This is a genomic window from Flagellimonas lutaonensis, from assembly GCF_000963865.1.
In the GTDB taxonomy this organism is placed as follows: domain Bacteria; phylum Bacteroidota; class Bacteroidia; order Flavobacteriales; family Flavobacteriaceae; genus Flagellimonas_A; species Flagellimonas_A lutaonensis.
Genome location: NZ_CP011071.1, coordinates 1895967 through 1916625, shown reverse-complemented (window position 1 = coordinate 1916625; position 20659 = coordinate 1895967). Strand labels below are relative to the sequence as shown.

Below are 20659 nucleotides of genomic sequence, written 5' to 3'. Positions count from 1 at the left end.
TATGGTCAAGGACTTTTACATAAAAAATATGGTATGCGACCGATGCATCAAGGTGTTGAAGGATGAACTGAATGTAAATAATATCGAGTTGCATCAGATTGAATTGGGTCGATTGCGGCTGGACATTGATGACCTTGATTTGGACAAATTCGAAACCTTGTTGAAAGAAAACGGTTTCTCGCTCATCGGAAGTACGGAAGAAAAGTTGACCGAAAAGGTCAAGGTCGAACTCATAAAAACGATGCAGGAACTACCGATTCAACTTGATAAAAAACTGTCCGAACATTTGGTGGATGCCTTGGGACACGAGTATTCAAAAATCAGCAAGGTATTCTCGTTTACGCAAGGTGTTACCATTGAAAAATATTTCATCAAACTAAAAATTGAAAAGGTAAAAGAACTCATACAGGCTAACGAACACAATTTTACTGAAATGGCGCAACTGCTCGATTATAGCCATATCAACCATTTAAGCGGACAGTTTAAAAGCGAGACGGGAATGAGCCTTTCAATCTATAAATCCCAACAAAAGAATTTTAGGAATTCGTTGGACAAAATTATGTAGATAAGAACCAAAATTATGACACAAGCTGTTGAATTACAGCCATAATTTTATTTCAAATAAAATTAACACATTATGAAATTGAAAATAAACTTACTTCTCTTATTACTCATTTCCTTCGGTGCGAACGCCCAATTCAAAGCGAATGAGAGTGAAGAGAATGTTGACAACTGGCCGGAACGGGTCTATGATTTGACCATTGATTACGAAACGGTCAACTACACGGGTAAGGATGTAAAGGCAATGACCTTTAACGGAAGTATTCCTGGACCCAATCTCGAATTTAACGAAGGGGAATTTGCCATCATCAACGTGACCAATAAAATGGATGTGGAAACATCGGTGCATTGGCACGGGCTTATACTGCCCAACTTTTACGATGGTGTACCGTATCTGACCACACCACCGATTCAACCCGGCGAGACCCAACAGTACAAGTTTGCGTTAAAACAATCGGGTACATATTGGTACCATTCCCACACAGGTTTGCAGGAACAACGTGGCGTTTATGGTTCCATCCAAATCAACCCCAAGGAAACCGACTTAGAATATGACAAAGATTTGGTATTGGTGCTATCCGATTGGATGGACGAAAATCCAAAATCACAGCTAAGAAACCTGAAGCGTGGCAACGAATGGTATCTCATCAAGAAGAATCAGATACAGAGTTGGGACAAGGTCATCGCCAAAGGTGCCACGGGTGCCAAATTGAAGATGATGTGGCAACGAATGCCCGATATGGCCATACTCGATAATTACTATGACCTCTTTTTTATCAATGGCCAAGCAGAACAAGACTATCCTGAATTCAAGCCTGGCGAACGGGTGCGGGTACGATTTGTCAACGCCGCCGCAGCCTCTTACTTCTGGCTCACCTTTGGTGGCCAAGACCCAATGCTGGTTTCATCTGACGGTCTGGATGTTGTACCGGTAAAAAAGAACAAAACGCTTATCAGCGTAGCAGAGACCTACGATTTTATCGTCACGATTCCCGAAAGCGGGAAGCTCGAAATACTTGCTACTTCACAGGACGGTTCTGGAAAGGCTTCGGCGTTTTTGGGAAAGGGCGAAGTCTTGCCCGCAGCAGAAGTTCCCAAGCCAGACCTAATCAAACAGATGCAGGAAATGATGGCAATGGATATGAAGATGGGCGCACCCGCCGCCAAGTTCAATCCCTCAAAAAACGATTCCATCGAAAAGATGAAAAAGTATGCGATGAAAATGGACGGAATGAAGATGGACAAGATGAAGGGAATGAAAAAGGATTCCACCGAAATGGACCACGATAAGATGGGTCACGAAGATATGCAAATGGACGACAAGATGAAGATGGATGATGGGGGCAAAATGGGCGGAATGAAAATGGGCTATATGGTACCACAGGAAAAGGTCATTGGCGACAATATGAAAACAGGTGGCAATCCAGAATTCAATTATCACTATCTAAAAGCACCCGGCAAGACTGAATTTGAGGATGGAAAACCTGTCCGGGAAATGCTGTTCAACCTCACGGGAAATATGAACCGTTACGTATGGTCAATCAACGGCGTACCATTGTCTGAAACCGATAAAATAAAAATCAATCAAGGCGAAGTGGTTCGTATTACCTTGAACAATATGACGATGATGCACCACCCGATGCACCTGCACGGGCATTTCTTCAGGGTGCTCAACGAGAACGGCGAATACAGTCCGCTAAAGCATACCGTGAACGTGGCACCGATGCAGAAAGTGGTCATCGAATTTGATGCCGTTGAATATGGCGATTGGTTTTTCCATTGCCACGTCCTCTATCACATCAACAGTGGGATGGCACGGGTATTCAGTTATGATACACCACGCGATGAACGCTTAAAGGGCTATCCACTTTCCAATCTGACCACAGAGGCAGACCATATGTGGACGTGGGGTGAAATCACAGGTGCAAGCCATATGACAGAACTTTTTTATACCGCCACCAATATCCGTAACCAGTTTACACTTCGCGGGGAATACGGTTGGAACGAAAATCTGGAAGCTGAGTTCACGTATGAACGTTGGCTTAACAGCTATTTCCGTGTATTCGGTGGTGTAAATGTAGAAAATGAGGGCGAGGACAGCCTTGATGAAATTTCAACGACGGGCGTTGTGGGTGTGCGCTACCTATTGCCGCTTCTTATCGATTCCGATTTACGGATAGACAACAAATTAAGGCCGACCATATCGTTTGCAACTGCAACGATGATTTTCCGAAATATCGCCCTTTACGGGGAATATGAATACCAGATGGACTTCGGCTGGGTCACCGATTTTGAGGAAGGGACCGACTTTGAAGAAGAGACCACTTGGCAGGTAGGCCTCGAATACGTTTTAAGCAGAAACTTTTCGTTGATGGGCAGCTACGACAACCGTTTTGGTTGGGGTGGCGGTCTATCGGCAAGATTTTAAACACAAACCATTTATAAACCTTTAAAACAGACACAAAATGAAAACAATCAAATTAACAATGAGCACAATGGCACTTGTTGCCACAATGATTCTAACCGTTTCCTGCAAGGATGGAAACAAGAATGAACCAGCTGCACCTATGAGCAACGAGATGCATCAGGAAACGATGAATGATAAGGAAGATATGGCTATGGACAAAAATCAAGATACAAAGGCAGAAGTGGTATTGAAAGACTATTTCAACCTGAAGGATGCTTTGGTCAACGATGACAATTCCAAAGCAAAAGAACTGGGCAACACCTTGGCACAATCACTAAAATCTTTTGATGCATCGAGCTATTCGGACAGCGAGCAGAACGAACTAAAGGACATCATTGAGGATGCCACCGAACACGCCGAGCATATAGGCGAGAGCGATATAGCCCACCAACGTGAGCATTTCAAAACACTTAGTAAGGATATGACCGATATGGTGGCGATAACGGGAACTTCAATGACCATTTATGAGCAGTATTGCCCAATGTACGATAACAATAAAGGTGGTGCCTGGCTAAGTATGAACGAAGAAATCAGAAACCCCTATTTCGGTGCCCAAATGCTGAAATGTGGTAAGGTGCAACGTGAAATAAACTAAATGAAAATAGTAAAAATCATAGCGTGGATAGCATTGATTGCCTTTGTGGTCATCCAGTTTTTTACTGTGGACTATAACCAGAATGAAACGGTACCAGAAACTGATTTTATGCTCGTGAACAATGTACCTGCAACGGTAGAACAATCGTTGCGGGTTTCCTGCTATGATTGCCATAGTAACAATACCGATTATCCTTGGTACAGCAAGGTGCAACCATCTGCTTGGTACTTGGAACATCATATCAAAGAAGGAAAGGCAGAGCTGAATTTCAACGAATGGGGCAACCTTTCCGACCGAAGGAAAAATAGCAAATTACGGTCTATCATAAACCAGATTGAAGATGGTGAAATGCCTTTGGATAGCTATACGTTGATTCATAGGGATGCCATTTTTTCTGAAACGAACAAAACAGCAGTAATTGAGTATATGAAAAAATTAAAAGATAGCTTGGAATAAAGTCCTGCTGCGGGAAGGGAAGTTTGATGGTTGGTTAGTGACCCTTCCCGTGACAGGCACAAATTAGTAAAGTAATGAAACACACCTATCACATACACGGAATGACCTGCAATGGTTGCAGAACCCACGTCGAGAAAACTCTCTCTAAAGTAGATGGTGTAATTGAAGCATCGGTCAATTTAGAAAAATCTGAAGCGGTCATTGAAATGGAATCGCATATTCCTATCGGAACATTTCAGGAAGCACTAAAGCAAGATGGCGGTTCGTATAGCATTCACAACCCAGGCAAACATCATCACAAGGATGATTCCGCTAAAGTTAATGCTGAGCATAGTCGAAGTACGAAAGCGAAAAAAGAAAAACCTAAAGGCAAGGGAACCGGAACGTTCTACTGCCCGATGCACTGTGAAGGCGATAAAACCTATGACAAACCGGGCGATTGCCCTGTCTGCGGAATGGATTTGGTCGAGGAACAGAATTTGACCGCTACCACTTCTGAACAGTGGACGTGCCCAATGCATCCCGAAATCGTAAAGGACGAGCCGGGAAGCTGTCCTATTTGCGGAATGGACTTGGTACCGATGGAACCCGACCTATCCGCAGAAGAAAAAACCTATAAAAAACTGCTCAAAAAGTTTTGGGTAGCCACGGCCTTTACGTTGCCGATTTTCATCATTGCGATGTCCGAAATGGTTGCCAACAATCCGCTGTACGACATTCTGGAACTGAAATACTGGAACTGGATTCAGTTTGCGCTTTCCATTCCCGTTGTGTTCTACGCCACTTGGATGTTCTTTGAACGCGCTTACCGCAGTATAAAAACGTGGAACCTCAATATGTTCACCCTTATTGGCATTGGTGCAGGTGTGGCTTGGTTGTTCAGCGTATTCGGGATGCTCGTACCAGACTTTTTCCCCGAACAGTTCAAGACCGAAGCGGGAACCGTTCACGTGTATTTTGAAGCGGCCACGGTCATTCTTACGTTGGTATTGCTTGGCCAATTGTTAGAAGCTCGTGCGCATAGTAAAACCAATTCCGCAGTCAAGGAACTTTTAAAACTGGCACCCAACAAGGCAGTCAAAGTCGTGGATGGCGAGGAACAGGAAGTTGCTATTGACCAAATTGAATTAGACGATATTCTTCGGGTAAAACCGGGTGATAAAATTCCGGTTGACGGCGTCATCACCGAAGGTGAAACATCCATCGATGAATCAATGATAACGGGCGAACCCATTCCCGTAAACAAGTCTGTAGATGATAAGGTCAGCAGCGGAACGATTAATGGCAACCAATCTTTCCTAATGAAAGCGGAAAAGGTAGGTTCCGACACGTTGCTTTCACAAATTATCCAGATGGTCAATGATGCCAGTCGCAGCCGTGCGCCCATCCAAAAATTGGCCGATACGGTTTCAGGCTACTTCGTGCCCATCGTGGTCATTATCGCAGTATTCACTTTTGGGGTCTGGGCAATTTGGGGACCAGAACCGGCCTATGTCTATGCCCTGGTCAATGCCATTGCTGTTTTGATTATCGCCTGTCCCTGCGCCTTGGGATTGGCAACGCCTATGTCCGTAATGGTCGGTGTCGGTAAGGGTGCACAGAACGGCGTGCTGATAAAAAATGCCGAAGCCCTCGAAAAGATGGATAAGGTAGATACCCTCATCGTGGATAAAACGGGAACGATTACTGAAGGAAAACCCACGGTGGAAAAAGTGGGGTCTTTTGATAACGGTTTCAGCGAAAGTGAAGTATTGCAATACATTGTTTCCCTGAATAATCAGAGTGAACATCCTCTTGCCGAAGCTACCGTCAAATACGGAAAAGAACAAAACACCGAATTCCTTAAAGCCGATGGGTTCAATGCCGTTACCGGAAAAGGTGTTGAAGGCAAGGTCAACGGCAAGGACGTGGCTTTAGGAAATGCCAAAATGATGGAACACGCCAATGCCGAGTTGTTGGAAACTATGGAAGAAAAAGCCCAATCTTTCCAAAAGCAGGGCAAAACCGTTTCCTATCTCACAATTGATGGAAGCGTTGTCGGTTATGTGGTAATTGGTGATAAAATCAAGGAAACGAGTGCCAAGGCTATCAAGGAATTACAGGACAAGGGAATCGATGTGATTATGCTAACGGGCGACAACCACGATACAGCTCAGGCAGTGGCCAACGAACTCAATCTTGCGGACTTTCAGGCGGGAATGCTTCCCGAAAACAAATTGCAGGAAGTTGAAAAACTACAAGAAAACGGAAAGGTAGTTGCAATGGCGGGTGACGGTATCAATGATGCCCCAGCTCTCGCAAAAAGTGATGTGGGTATCGCAATGGGAACGGGTACAGATGTGGCCATAGAAAGTGCTGCCATTACTTTGGTCAAAGGCGACCTGCACGGTATTGTCAAGGCAAGAAATTTAAGCGATGTGGTAATGCGAAACATCAAGCAAAACCTGTTTTTTGCGATGATTTACAACACCTTGGGAATACCCATTGCTGCGGGATTGCTGTATCCATTTTTCGGGATTTTATTGTCCCCAATGATTGCGGCCCTGGCAATGAGCTTCAGTTCGGTTTCGGTAATCGCCAATTCGCTAAGGCTCAAAGGTTCAAACATCGACTAAATGATATGGTAAAAAGAAAAACAGCGATAAAAATTAGAAAGGCGCACCGCTATCTGGGCATCTTCCTGGGCATCCAGTTCTTGATGTGGACGATAAGTGGAATGTATTTCAGTTGGACGGACATTGACGAAATACACGGCGACCAATTTCGGCAAGACCCGGTCGAGGCATCTGCTTTTACACATTTGATAAGTCCATCCGATGTGAATCCTGAAGAAGGGATAGTTTCCGTAGAACTTCGGGAAATTGATGGCAATCCCTATTACTGGATAAATGACAAGCAACTTTTTGATGCCAAGACAGGCAAAGTAAAGAAAGTAATCTCAGAAAGTGAAGCTCTGAAAATCGCTGAACGGAATATGTTGCCGGAACTTCAAGTAAAAGGAATCGAGCGCATCGAGCAAGTAGGCAGCCATAGCGAGTATCGTGGCAGACCGCTTCCGGCCTATGTCATCAGCTATGAAACACCTAAAAACATCAAGGCCTACGTTTCCGAAAAAGATGGCGCATTCCAAACGCTACGTCATCGGGATTGGCGTTGGTTCGACTTTCTATGGATGACCCATACGATGGATTATGAAGGTCGCGACGATTTCAATACAACCGTACTACGTGCCTTTTCCCTACTTGGATTGATTACCGTATTGAGCGGGTTTTTGTTATGGTATATCAGTTCACCAACAATCAGAAAAATAAAAAAGAGAAACAAATAACACCAAAAATTCAAAAACTATGGAACATTCAAAACACGCAAACAAAGGAAAATACAGAACATTTTTTATGATGCTGGCTTGCTCATTTGTAGCAATGTACATCACAATGTATCTCAACACCTATGAACTCGACCACGTATGGTTCAGCCTAACGCGCTTCTATATGGTCTGTCTGGGCATAGCAGCAATGGCAGTCATTATGTGGTTTTTTATGCGGAAGATGTACACCGACAAGAAAAAGAATATTGCCATTCTTTTAGGTAGTTTGGTCTTGTTTTTTGGGGCATTGTTTTTGGTTCGCGACCAAAAATCCACAGTAGGTGACGTACTATGGATGAAAGCAATGATACCGCATCATTCCATCGCTATATTGACCAGTGAACGAGCGGACATCAAAGACCCAGAGGTAAAGAAACTGGCAGAAGAAATCATCAAGGCACAGCGCAGGGAAATTGCCGAAATGAAAGAAATGATTGAACGATTACAGAACGAAAAATAAATAGCTATGAACAAGAATTTCATATATATCGCTATTGCAGTCGTTGTCGGACTGCTTGGTGGTTGGCTCATTTTCGGTGGCTCATCGGAAGAATCTATGACAGATAAGCACGACCATTCCACAGAAGCGGAAGGTCAAATGTGGACCTGCTCGATGCACCCCCAGATTATGCAACCCGAACCAGGTGATTGTCCCATTTGCGGAATGGATTTAATTCCTGCGGAATCAGGTGCTGATGGACTTGCAATGAACGAAATAAAGATGACCAAAAATGCGATGGCATTGGCGGACATCCAAACATCCATCGTGGGAAATGCTTCTGTAGATGATGAGAATATGATTTCCCTTTCGGGAAAAATCAAGATGAACGAGGAAGAAAATGCGGTGCAGGCCAGTTATTTCGATGGTAGAATTGAACGGCTCAACGTCAATTTTGAAGGTCAGGAAGTACAAAAAGGGCAATTGTTGGCAACCATTTATGCACCTAATCTGATAGCTGCTCAGCAAGAATTGATTACTGCGGCTTCGCTAAAAGAATCGCAACCCTCACTATACAAGGCGGTACGCAACAAGTTGAAACTTTGGAAACTCTCGGAAGCCCAAATCAATAGCATAGAGGAATCCGGCAAGGTCAAAGAGAACTTTCCGATTTATGCGACCGTATCCGGAACGGTTTCAGAAAAAATGGCTGCCGAAGGCGACTATGTAAAACAGGGACAGCCCATTGTAAAGGTGAGTAACCTAAACTCTGTATGGGCGGAATTTGATGCCTACGAAAACCAGATTTCAGAGTTTAAAAAAGGGCAGAAAATTTCAGTAACGACAAATGCTTATCCAAATAAGGAATTTGATGCAACGGTCTCATTTATAGACCCTGTTCTGAATACCCAAACCCGCACCGTAACCGTTCGGGCCAATCTCAAAAATAGCGATGGAATGCTAAAACCCGGAATGTTCGTAACTGGCAAAGTAGAAGGAACAACGGTAAATACGGAATCAAACCTGACCATACCTGCAAGTGCTGTGATGTGGACGGGTGAACGGTCTTTGGTGTACATCAAAACCAACGCCAACAAACCTGTTTTTGAAATGCGGGAAGTTACTCTTGGCAATCGCAATGGCGATATGTTTACGGTTACATCCGGTTTAGAAAATGGCGATGAGATTGTGACCAATGGCACTTTTACCGTAGATGCAGCTGCGCAATTGCAGGGGAAGAAATCGATGATGAATCAAAGTACTGAAGAAGAGAAAGAAATGATGGCGATGGAAATGTCACTTTCAACTTCTTTTCAAGAACAGTTTGTGAAGGCTTTGCCGTCATACCTTGAACTCAAAGATGCTTTGGTAGCGAGTAATGCAGAAAAAGTTTCCGATTTTGCGAAAGTATCTTCCGAAAAAATGAAGGTGATATCACAAAAAGATTTGGACAAAATGCTCAAAACCCATCTATCCAAAAGTATTGAAATGCTGGATGCCATTGCAAGTAATTCTAATTTAGAAAACCAACGTAGTCATTTCGTCATTCTCAATGAAAATTTGGTTGCAATAGCAATGAATCTCGAAAGCATTGACAACCCCCTATACGTTCAAAAATGCCCAATGGCAAACAACAATAAAGGTGCGGTTTGGTTGAGCACCGAAGAAGAAATCCGTAATCCTTATTATGGTGATGCAATGTTAACGTGCGGTAGTGTGATTGATTCGTTGAAATAGGACTTTGCAACCCTGTTGCACCGAAATTCTGTTATCTTTGCATCGTGAAAGTTTTGGCAATCATATTATCGATTTACTTCTTGGCGCTCAATGTGGTGCCTTGTAGCGATGTTGGTGATGTCGCCGACGATTCCCAAACCGTTTCAGTAGTTGATTTTGATGGTGACCACGGTGACGATTGCGAACTTTGCTCACCGTTCTGCCAGTGCCACTGCTGTCACGTTCACACGATACACTTTGGTATTGCTAACTTCGAACCGCTTCAAGCGACCATTCCACAGGATAACTTTGCCCACTTCGACAGTATCGGTAAGGATATTACTTTCTCTCTCTTTCAGCCCCCGCAGGTTTAATTCAGTTTTACAGGATTACTATATCCAGTTTTGAAGTTTTCAGCTTTAGGAAACTTCAAATGGTGTATTTGCCTTGCGCGCCTGTCCAAAGCGCAGTCGAAGGGAAAGCACAATTTCATTTTTAACTGAATTAACACCTAAATCTATGATTAACAGAATCATTGATTTTTCAATCAATAACAAATTTATTATCGGTCTGCTTACACTGGCACTCATCGGTGCCGGTATCTACAGTATGACCCAAGTTCCCATAGATGCTGTGCCGGATATAACCAACAACCAGGTACAGGTCATCACGCAATCGCCCAATCTGGGTACAGAGGATATCGAACAGTTCGTAACCTATCCCGTGGAAGTGGCGATGAGCAACCTTCCCGATGTCAAGGAAATCCGTTCGATTTCCCGATTCGGGCTATCGGTGGTAACGGTAGTTTTTGACGATGATATGGGAACCTTTTTGCCACGCCAGCTCGTTTCCGAAAAACTGACTGAGGTACGCGAGCAAATTCCAGAGGAATTGGGCCAGCCATCGATGGGACCTATTACAACTGGTTTGGGCGAAGTGTACCAATACACCTTAAAGGTCAAGCCTGAGTTTCAGGACGAGTATTCCCTTGCCGACTTGCGCACGATGCAGGATTGGATTGTACAACGACAAATGGCGATGGTGCCTGGCGTCGTTGAAATCAATGCGATAGGTGGAAAGATTAAACAATATGAAGTGGCCGTTGACCCCAACGAATTGAAGGCTATCGGGCTTACCATTACCGATGTATTTAAAGCTTTGGAAGCAAACAATAGGAATACGGGTGGTGCCTACATCGAAAAGAACCACCAGGCCAACTTCATTCGGGGTGAAGGTTTGGTACGCAACCTCAATGACATCAAGAAAATCGTTATTAAAAATGAAAATGGTGTGCCCATCACCGTAAACGATGTGGCCGATGTACGCTTCAGTTCCGCCGTTCGCTATGGGGCATTAACGCAGGATGGCGAAGGCGAGGTCGTCGGTGGACTGGTGATGATGCTCAAAGGCGCAAACTCAAACGAGGTCATTGTCCGCGTTAAGGATAGGATGGCGGAAATCCAGAAATCACTTCCCGAAGGCGTGGTCATCGAACCCTTGTTGGATAGAAGTAAACTCATAAGTGAGACAACGGGCACGGTACGCAACAATCTTCTGGAAGGCGCGCTCATCGTGATTTTTGTACTCGTCTTTCTTTTGGGGAACTGGCGTGGCGGACTGATTGTGGCATCGACCATTCCCCTATCCCTATTGTTTGCCTTTATCCTAATGAATGTTTTTGACGTATGGGCGAACCTGATGAGCTTGGGTGCAATCGACTTTGGTATTATCGTAGATGGGGCGGTCATTATCGTGGAAGCGAGTGTATTTCTTATGGCCAGTTATGTGCTTAAAAAGAAATCTTTGGATAAGAAAGACCGTGACGAAATTGCAGCCGATGCATCCAAAAAAATGATGAACGCAGCCTTCTTCGGACAGCTGATAATCCTTATCGTTTTCCTACCCATCTTGGCATTGGAAGGTGTCGAGGGCAAGATGTTCCAGCCTATGGCACTTACGTTCATCTTTGCGATGATTGGTGCAATGGTTTTATGTCTGACCTATGTGCCGATGATGTCCGCATTATTCCTGAAACCGCCAAAAAAGGAAAAGAAATCGTGGGGCGACCGTTTTGTACATTGGGTACAACGCAAGTATGAGCCCCTATTGTTAAATGCCTTGGAAAAAGGAAAATGGGTCGTTAGTATTGCGGTGGCCATCTTTGCCGTGGCTATCTTCACGTTCACTAAAATGGGCGGTGAGTTCATACCGCAATTGGACGAGGGCGATATTGCTTTCCACGCTATTTTGAAACCCGGAAGCTCATTGAGCGAGACCATCGAGACCACCACAAAAATAGAACGCATCGTAAAGGCCGAATTTCCCGAAGTGGAAAAAATAGTTAGCCGTATCGGTGTTGCGGAAGTGCCTACCGACCCAATGCCTATGGACTTTGCCGATGTATTCGTAATCCTGAAACCGCAGGACGAATGGGTTTCTGCCGAATCCAAGGATGAACTTATTGACAAGATGAAGGATGCGGTGAGCATTATCCCTGGTGTCAATTATGAATTTACGCAACCCATCGAAATGCGGTTCAATGAACTATTGGAAGGCATCCGTGAGGATATTGCCATTAAGATATACGGTGAGGATATCGATGTACTTGCGTCCAAAGCGGACGAGATTACCAAAATCATCGCAGGTACTGAAGGTATAGGCGATATGCGGGCAGAAGCCACATCGGGCTTACCGCAGATGACGATAAAGTACAATCGAAACAAACTGGCCCAATACGGCGTAAGCATCGACCAACTCAATATGATGGTGCAATCCGCTTTTGCAGGTGGGTACGCAGGGGTCATTTTTGAAGGTGAAAAGCGTTTTGATTTGGTGGTAAGGCTCGATGAGCAGAACCGAAGCGATATCAACGATATCCGTAATCTCTATATCAATCTACCGAACGGTTCACAAATTCCACTTCACGAACTGGCGGCCATCGAATACACACCGGGACCGATGCAGATAAGCAGGGACAATACCAATCGCAGAACCTATGTAGGCGTTAATGTACGTGGTCGCGATGTGGAATCGCTGGTCAATGAGATAAGGGACAAGCTGGATGCAAACCTCGATTTACCCCCAGGTTATTTTATCCGCTATGGTGGTGCCTTTGAAAATCTGGAAAGGGCCAGCGACCGATTGCAGACCGTGGTTCCTATTGCGCTATTACTCATATTCATCCTGATATATTTTGCATTAAAATCCTTTCCGCAGACGTTGATGATTTATCTGGCCATACCGATGGCGACTATTGGTGGCGTGTTCGCTCTCTGGCTTAGGGATATGCCCTTTAGTATTTCCGCAGGGGTTGGCTTTATCGTGCTTTTTGGGGTTGCCGTACTGAACGGATTGGTAATGATTAGCGGACTCAACGAACTGAAAGAGGAAGGCGTTATAAACCTAAAAGAGCGAATCGTTGAAGGAACAAAAAGAAGGGTACGCCCCATTATGCTCACGGCCTTTACCGATATCCTTGGGTTTCTGCCAATGGCAATTTCCGCATCGGCAGGGGCAGAAGTTCAGCGACCGTTGGCAACGGTCGTTATCGGTGGATTGATTACATCCACCTTGTTGACTCTATTCATTCTTCCCATTTTCTATCAATGGGTAGAAAGACGTTCGGAACGCAAGATAAAGGTCAATCCGAAAATCGTAACCGCTTCTGCGGTGGTCTGTTTCTTTTTTGCTTTCGCGAAAGCGGAAGCGCAACAAGTTCGGCAGAACGATACATTACCTGTTGTTTCATTGGAACAAGCGGTAGAAATATCCAAAGAAAACTATCCGCTATTGAAAACAAAACAACTGGAAATTCAAAAGCAGAACGCCCTAAAAGGTACGGCCTATGATTTAGGGAATACCCAAGTGTTTACCGGTGGTGAGGAAGTTTCTGATGGTCAGGGCATTTATACCCTTGTTGGCGTGGTTCAACAGAATATCAACCTGTTCGGTATCGGTGCGAAGAAGCGGTTGCAAAAACAGCGTATCGCCTTGGCGGAAACCGCACTTGACTTTACCGCATTGCAAGTGGAACAGGAAGTCAAAAAAGCTTGGTCACAGGCCTATCAGCAACGGCAGAAATTTGAACTGTATCGTGAACTGGATTCCATCTACTCGCAATTTGAAAAGGCGATTGAACTGAATTACGAGGTAGAGGCCATTTCACGTTTGGAATATTCATCGGCAACCAATCAGGCATTACAAATCAACAATAAACTTCAACAGGCCGAAAGTGACTATGCCATTGCCCTACAGAAGCTTAATCTTTGGTTGGTTTCCGACACGTTCTATACTGTTCCCGACACCCTTGATGAAAATGAAATGGCAGTACTGGGAATTCCATCAACCATAGAAACCCATCCAGAACTGGAACTTTCGCGAAAGCGGATTGAGGAAGCCCAATCCAGCTACCAAGCTGAACGTTCCGATTTGTTGCCCAATCTCAACCTTCAGGGCGGATTGCAACGGGTGAATGGCAGTAACGGATTCTACACTTATCAGGCAGGAATATCCCTTCCATTGTTTTCTGGTACAGAACGCAGTCAGGCCAAGGCAGCCAAAATCCAAAGTGAAATTGCAAAAGCCAATGCGGACTTTACCAAACGCCAACTGCAATCGGAATATCGACAAGCTGTACAAGCGTATCAAAAATGGGAAGCATCCTGGCGATTCTATAAGGACAAGGCCTTACCGCTTGCCGAGGAACAGCGACAGGGTGCGTTATTAGCCTATAAGGAAGGTGCCGTGGATTATGCCGCATTCACCCAAATTATTAGGGATGCCATACAGACGGAAATGGATGCGCTGGACGCGCTCGACAATTATCTAAAATCAGTTTTTGCACTACAATATTTCAAATAATAAAATGAAGAATCTATCAAAATACACAGCTATTGGTTTGTTGGCGATGCTTTTGGCGTTGACCGCTTGTGGCGATTCCAACAAAGAAACCGCAGGGAATAAAAATGCCAATCTGGAAATGGAAAAAGAACATTCCGAGGGTGAAGCCGAGGAAGTAATGCTCACAGCTAAACAGTTCGATGCCCTACAAATGGAAATCGACACCCTGCAAATGCGGAATATGAGCGGTTATGTGCAAGCCAACGGGCAGTTGGAAGTCCCACCTCAGAACGAGGCCACCATCACAACGGTAGTAGGTGCCAACGTGGTATCCATCGAAGTTATCGAGGGTGATAAGGTTAATAAGGGGCAAACGGTCGCCTATCTGTCCCACCCCAATATCATCGAGAAACAAACGGATTACCTCAATGCTTTCAGTAATAGTCAATTTCTTAAAAAGGAATATGAGCGGCAAAAAACCCTGTACGATGCAGGTGTCGGCAGCGGTGCCAATTTTCAAAAGGCAGAAGCCGAATACCAGGCATCCCGAAGTATGGTAAAAGGTCTTGAGGCGCAACTGCAACAGTTGAGTATCAGCGCACCAGGCGTAAGAAACGGTACAATTTATCAGCGTGTATCTCTTAGAAGCCCCATTGAAGGATTCGTCCAAAAAGTAGAAATTAAGACTGGGCAGTACGTAGAACCACAGACCGACCTTATGGAAATTGTGGACACCCATCACGTACACGCAGATTTGATGGTTTTCGAAAAGGATGTCCATAAGGTGAAAGAAGGGCAAAAAGTGGTTTTCAATGTACAGTCCATTCCCGGAAAGGAACTGACTGCCGAAATCTATTCCGTAGGAAAGACCTTTGAACAAAATCCGAAGGCTATTCACGTACACGCTGAAATCGAGAACAAGGAAGGCAACCTGATTCCCGGGATGTACATTCAGGGGCGCATCCAAACGGAAAATACACAAACTAAAGCAATGCCCGAAGCTGCCATATCAGCCGATGGCGAGAGATTCTTTGTGTTTTCGGCCGAAAAGGAAGGTGATGATTGGTCGTTCAAAGCCATTGAAGTCACCAAAGGCACCCACGATGGCGATTGGGTTGCCATTGATTTTTTGAGCGAACAAGAACCGAATACGCAGTATGCCGTCAACAACGCTTACTATCTAATGGCGGAACTAAAAAAGGGTGAAGCGGAACACAGTCATTAAGAATATGGAAGCAAAAAGAAAACAATACTTAAAAACAGCAAGGACACTTCAAATCTGGAACGTCATCTATGACATCATTGAGGTTGTGGTTTCACTTATTGCGGGATTCACGGCCAACAGTTCGGCACTTATCGGTTGGGGACTTGATAGTACCATCGAGGTCATTAGTGCTGGAACATTGGGTTGGCGATTGCACGGTGAAATCAAGGGGATTGACGAAAAGCGTGTCGAAAAGCGCAAGATGATAACGCTGTATGTCATAGCTATATCCTTTGCGCTCATCTGTGTATTTATTTCCTATGATTCCATTTCAAAACTGATTAGTAAAGAAACAGCATCTTGGTCAACGGTCGGGATAGTGATTTTGGCAGTATCACTCATAGTGAACCCTATTTTGATTTACTACAAACGAAAATACGGACATATGCTCGACAGTCCCGCATTGCTTGCCGATGCCAAGGACACCTTTATCTGCCTCTACCAAACCGTGGTCGTACTTATAGGGCTATTGCTCGTAAAATGGCTGGGCTGGTGGTGGGCAGACCCTGTTGCGGCCTTATTGATAGTTCCCTATGCGGGAAAAGAAGGCTGGGAAGCCTTTACCAAAGCGAAAAATATTAGAAAAACACTCGATAAAAAATGAAAGAAATAGAACAAAGATTGAATGAAAACGATGTACGCCCCACGGCGATGCGAATACTTATCTACAAATACCTTGCGGAAAAGGACGTGGCCATCTCGCTGACCGATATTGAGACTGCTTTCGCGAAAGCGGACCGAACGACCCTTTTCAGAACCCTAAAGACTTTTGAGAAAAAAGGTGTGGTACATCAAATAGACGACGGTACAGGCGTACAGAAATATGCGCTGTGCGAACCGGGCTGCAACTGTGAGCTTGAACAAGATTTGCACCTGCATTTCCATTGCAACAACTGCGATGAGACCGTTTGCTTAACAGAGCACAAGATTCCGCATATCAACCTGCCAGAAGGCTTTGTGGCTGAGGATGCCAATTTAGTGCTGAAGGGCATTTGTGAAAAGTGTAGCGGCCAATAAATGCACTTCCGTTGCACGGTTCGAACCATTATATTGAAGTCAAAATCAAAAATTATGGTACAGTTTATAGACACCGGAAAAGAAAATCTGATAGCCGCAAGGCTATCGGGAAAATTGGATGAAGCCAACTTAAAGACCATCCACCAGCGTGTCCATCAAATCATCGATAAAGGTCAAAAAATGGATTTCTACTTTGAAATGGAAGATTTTGAAGGCTACACGCTCAAGGGGTTTTGGGAAGACATCAAGATCGATGCAGCCCATATCAACGATTATGGTAAAATAGCATTCGTCGGGAATAAAAAATGGCAGGAATGGGCGGCCAAGATAACCGATTTTTTTACTGGAAGTGAAGCCAAATATTTTGAAATGAAAAACAAGGAACAGGCAATGGCTTGGGCGACCACATAGTATGAAAAAGAAAAAAGTAAACTTACGGGGTTTGAACCCTAACGAACATCAGGGCGGACATAGCCACGATGACGGACACAACCATAGTAGTCCAGAAGAAGTTTCCAATTTGAGAACTTACCTGCCCGCTATTTTCAGCTTTGTAATGCTGATTACCGGTATAGCCATTGATTATTTTGACGCGTTTCCTTTTTTTAAAGGATGGGTGCGGATTGTTTGGTACACCCTAGCTTACATTCCCGTTGGGTTTCCTGTAATCAAGGAAGGTTGGAACAGCATTAGAAATGGTGATTTTTTCACGGAATTTTTCTTGATGTCCATAGCCACTCTGGGTGCATTTGCCATAGGTGAATATCCTGAGGGTGTGGCCGTAATGCTATTTTATGCCGTGGGCGAACTCTTCCAGAACGCTGCGGTAAATCGGGCGAAGGGAAACATCAAGGCACTCTTGGATGCTCGACCCGATGAAGCATTAGTTTATAGAAATGGGGATTTTGTTTCGGTCAATCCGGAAACGGTCGAGATTGGTGAAAGAATTCAGGTTCGCGTAGGCGAAAAAATCCCTTTGGATGGGGTTCTACTGTCCGAAAAAGCATCGTTGAACACAGCTGCCATTACTGGTGAGAGCAAACCCGATACAATCGTCAAGAGCGAAAGAGTCTATGCGGGAAGCATCAACTTAGATGGGGTCATCGAAGTAAAGACTACCAAAGAATTTAAGGACAGTTCCATCGCGCGAATCTTGGATATGGTTCAAAACGCTACCGCCCGAAAATCTAAAACGGAACTGTTCATTAGAAAATTCGCCAGAATTTATACACCCATCGTGGTTTTCCTTGCCATCGGACTGACGTTTTTGCCCTATTTCTTCGTGGACGATTATGTGTTTAGGGATTGGCTCTACCGCGCTCTGATTTTCTTGGTAATTTCCTGTCCCTGTGCCTTGGTCATATCCATTCCCTTGGGCTATTTCGGTGGATTAGGTGCGGCATCCCGTAACGGAATTTTATTCAAGGGTGCGTCCTTTCTCGATGCGATGACCAAGGTAAATACTGTGGTAATGGACAAGACGGGTACAGTTACCAAAGGGGTCTTCAAGATTAAGGAAGTGGTCAACAAATCCAATTTTGCAGAAGCGGAATTTATGCAATACCTGATGGCGATGGAAGAGCAATCCACCCATCCCATTGCAAAGGCAATTCTGGAATATAAGGCCGATGGTGCGGATTTTGAAGCGACCGAAGTTTCCGAAGTGGCAGGAAAAGGATTAAAAGGTGCAGTCAACGGAAAGCAGGTATTGGTCGGCAATAAAGCTTTGATGTTTTCCAACGGTATCGAAGTCCCCTCTAAAACCGATACAATAGTCGAATCCATAGTAATGGTAGCCATCGACGGAAAGTTTGCCGGATACGTAACCATTGCCGATGAACTGAAGGAAGATGCCCACCAAGCCATCAAACAGATACGAGAGGCGGGTATCTCTAAAATCATAATGCTCTCGGGCGACAAGGATTCCATTACCCAACAGGTGTCCGAAGAGCTGAATATCGATTGGGCGAAAGGTGGTCTGCTACCAGAAGACAAACTGAACGAAGTAGAAGAACTCAAAAAACAACCTGATACGACCGTAGCCTTTATGGGCGACGGCATCAATGATGCACCCGTACTCGCTGCAAGTGATGTGGGTATCGCAATGGGCGGATTGGGAAGCGATGTGGCCATAGAGACCGCAGACGTAATCATCCAGACTGACCAACCCAGTAAGATTGCAAGAGCAGTCAAAATCGGTCGTTCCACCCGTAGGATTGTCTGGCAAAACATCGGTCTGGCCTTTGGGGTAAAGGTAGTTGTTCTTATCCTTGGTGCTGGTGGTTTGGCATCTATGTGGGAAGCCGTTTTTGCCGATGTGGGTGTGGCGTTGCTTGCTATTTTTAATGCGGTGCGATTGCAGAAAAAGAAGTGGGGATGATATTCTTTCCAAGTCTTTAATGTGATGTTATTTAATATTTACTGTTAAAAATCTGTTATCTTTATAGGTCACAACAAGTCCTATTTTATGATACATATTCTTACAACAGGCGGCACCATTGAAGGACTGGATTATGTGGACGGAAAAGGTATAACCCAATCAAATGTCACGATTCAAGGTTTTCTTGAGAAAGCCAATGTTGATTTTGATTACACCATCGAAAGTGTGTTCAAAAAGGATAGCAGGGCCATCACAGATGAGGACAGAGCGCAGTTGATTTGCAAGATTAAGGAATCTGCTGCGACAAAGATTTTGATAACTCACGGTACTTTCACGATGGAAGACACCGCAAAATATATCGGAAAACTCAACCTGAATAAAACCGTCGTACTGGTTGGGTCTTTCATTTTAGGTTCATCTGCAGAGACAGATGCACTGTTTAATTTAGGCTATGCACTAAGCTCATTACAGCTTCTAAAACCGGATGTTTATATTGCTATGAACGGAAAGATTTTCAATTGGAACAATGTTTCAAAGAATTTAGAAACCAACAAATTTGAGCGCAATGACCAGTAAAGTAAATGTTCGGCACGTCAATACATTGGACAACTTTCTTCTATCTTTTAATAGATACGGTCATTGTATTGCTCACTTTTTACTTTTCGAGAAGGAATACACGAAGTAGCCTTCGACGGTTTTTATATCTCGGCATACTTTTCATTACATACAATGCCACGGGCGGATTTTTACCCATAGACAACTTTCCAGGGCCATTCATCCTTCAATATATCATTACGTATGGCGTGGCCATTGCGTTATGCGTGTATATCGTTTACTACCTGTATAAAGAGTACGACATCGTCGTATTGAAATTCAACTCATCCATTAAAAATCTCGCATTTTTAGCGAGTGGCAGCTATGTTGTTCTTTTTTTGATGCCATATTTTTTGACAGACTCTTTGGATGCGGCTCGCTTTCTTTTTACTATTCCCATATCCATAATAGCATTTGTATTTCTCATCATTTTCTATCGTCGTATTTCAAATCCGAGCAACCCGAATGCCTTTATTTTAAGGCGTAACAAATTATCTATGGTGAGTGTAGCAAGTATAGCCCTGTTACCCATCTGCACCGTAATAGGTGATTATCAATGGATAACCTTTACCGTAATGAATTTGGCCTTCTTTGCCATCACAGCCATTGAGGTAGATAGATATTTATACTTCATTGAAAACAATACCCGAATGTATGAGGTATTTGCCCTGAAGAAAAAACAGCGCGAAGAATCTGTAGAGCGCAAGATAATCTATGAGGATTTAACCCGACGGGAAATTGAAGTTGCACTATCCATCCTTAGCAATCTTAGTTATAAGAAAATTGCCGAGGAACTTTTCATTGCCGAAAGCACCGTGTCAAAACACGCCTCAAACATCTTCAAGAAAACGGGTGTGAAGAACAGACGCGAGTTTTTAAAGCGGTTTCGCAAAAAAAGATAATTAAATTTCCTCTCTGAAGACCTAAGCATATTCAGTGTCTCACAGAGTTTCCGTAGAAAAAT

17 protein-coding genes are annotated in these 20659 nt (G+C 44.2%); all 17 read left to right on the top strand.

Annotated elements, in window-relative coordinates; all coding sequences use genetic code 11:
• The first annotated feature begins 1 nt into the window (after position 1).
• The 17 genes from VC82_RS08960 (at position 2) to VC82_RS08880 (ending at position 20597) form a co-directional block, all read left to right on the top strand.
• Positions 2–565, top strand: coding sequence for a helix-turn-helix domain-containing protein (locus VC82_RS08960; protein WP_045802079.1), 564 nt, complete (start codon positions 2–4; stop codon positions 563–565).
• 72 nt (positions 566–637) lie between these two features.
• On the top strand, positions 638–2989 hold the full coding sequence (locus VC82_RS08955; RefSeq protein ID WP_045802078.1) for a multicopper oxidase domain-containing protein: 2352 nt from the start codon (positions 638–640) through the stop codon (positions 2987–2989).
• 37 nt (positions 2990–3026) lie between these two features.
• A complete protein-coding gene (locus tag VC82_RS08950) occupies positions 3027–3623 on the top strand; it encodes a DUF3347 domain-containing protein (RefSeq protein WP_045802077.1) in 597 nt (198 codons plus the stop codon).
• Positions 3624–4079: a heme-binding domain-containing protein gene (locus VC82_RS08945; RefSeq protein WP_045802076.1), complete on the top strand. Its 456-nt coding sequence runs from the start codon at positions 3624–3626 to the stop codon at positions 4077–4079. It begins immediately after the preceding gene.
• A 74-nt stretch (positions 4080–4153) separates the two neighbouring features.
• Positions 4154–6694: a heavy metal translocating P-type ATPase gene (locus tag VC82_RS08940; protein WP_045802075.1), complete on the top strand. Its 2541-nt coding sequence runs from the start codon at positions 4154–4156 to the stop codon at positions 6692–6694.
• 5 nt (positions 6695–6699) lie between these two features.
• Positions 6700–7407 (top strand): PepSY domain-containing protein, encoded by a 708-nt coding sequence (locus tag VC82_RS08935; protein ID WP_045802074.1) that lies wholly within the window; start codon positions 6700–6702, stop codon positions 7405–7407.
• A gap of 19 nt (positions 7408–7426) precedes the next feature.
• A complete protein-coding gene (locus VC82_RS08930) occupies positions 7427–7906 on the top strand; it encodes a DUF305 domain-containing protein (protein ID WP_045802073.1) in 480 nt (159 codons plus the stop codon).
• A 6-nt stretch (positions 7907–7912) separates the two neighbouring features.
• Complete coding sequence (locus VC82_RS08925; protein ID WP_045802072.1) at positions 7913–9622, top strand: efflux RND transporter periplasmic adaptor subunit; 1710 nt, start codon at positions 7913–7915, stop codon at positions 9620–9622.
• Between the two features lie 44 nt (positions 9623–9666).
• A complete protein-coding gene (locus VC82_RS08920) occupies positions 9667–9975 on the top strand; it encodes a DUF6660 family protein (RefSeq protein ID WP_045802071.1) in 309 nt (102 codons plus the stop codon).
• A 145-nt stretch (positions 9976–10120) separates the two neighbouring features.
• The gene (locus VC82_RS08915; RefSeq protein ID WP_045802070.1) at positions 10121–14461 is read left to right on the top strand and encodes a CusA/CzcA family heavy metal efflux RND transporter; all 4341 of its coding nucleotides are present in this window, start codon (positions 10121–10123) and stop codon (positions 14459–14461) included.
• A 4-nt stretch (positions 14462–14465) separates the two neighbouring features.
• Complete coding sequence (locus VC82_RS08910; RefSeq protein ID WP_045802069.1) at positions 14466–15665, top strand: efflux RND transporter periplasmic adaptor subunit; 1200 nt, start codon at positions 14466–14468, stop codon at positions 15663–15665.
• Positions 15666–15669: 4 nt separating this feature from the next.
• Positions 15670–16308 carry a cation diffusion facilitator family transporter gene (locus VC82_RS08905; RefSeq protein ID WP_045802068.1) on the top strand — a complete coding sequence of 213 codons (639 nt, stop codon included), beginning with the start codon at positions 15670–15672 and terminating at the stop codon, positions 16306–16308.
• Positions 16305–16721, top strand: coding sequence for a Fur family transcriptional regulator (locus VC82_RS08900; protein ID WP_045802067.1), 417 nt, complete (start codon positions 16305–16307; stop codon positions 16719–16721). The genes VC82_RS08905 and VC82_RS08900 overlap by 4 nt, the downstream gene beginning before the upstream one ends.
• A gap of 54 nt (positions 16722–16775) precedes the next feature.
• Positions 16776–17132: a SpoIIAA family protein gene (locus tag VC82_RS08895; RefSeq protein ID WP_045803347.1), complete on the top strand. Its 357-nt coding sequence runs from the start codon at positions 16776–16778 to the stop codon at positions 17130–17132.
• A gap of 1 nt (position 17133) precedes the next feature.
• Positions 17134–19101 (top strand): heavy metal translocating P-type ATPase, encoded by a 1968-nt coding sequence (locus tag VC82_RS08890; protein WP_045802066.1) that lies wholly within the window; start codon positions 17134–17136, stop codon positions 19099–19101.
• A gap of 87 nt (positions 19102–19188) precedes the next feature.
• On the top strand, positions 19189–19677 hold the full coding sequence (locus tag VC82_RS08885) for an asparaginase domain-containing protein (protein WP_045802065.1): 489 nt from the start codon (positions 19189–19191) through the stop codon (positions 19675–19677).
• 5 nt (positions 19678–19682) lie between these two features.
• Positions 19683–20597 carry a helix-turn-helix domain-containing protein gene (locus tag VC82_RS08880; RefSeq protein WP_045802064.1) on the top strand — a complete coding sequence of 305 codons (915 nt, stop codon included), beginning with the start codon at positions 19683–19685 and terminating at the stop codon, positions 20595–20597.
• Positions 20598–20659 lie beyond the last annotated feature (62 nt).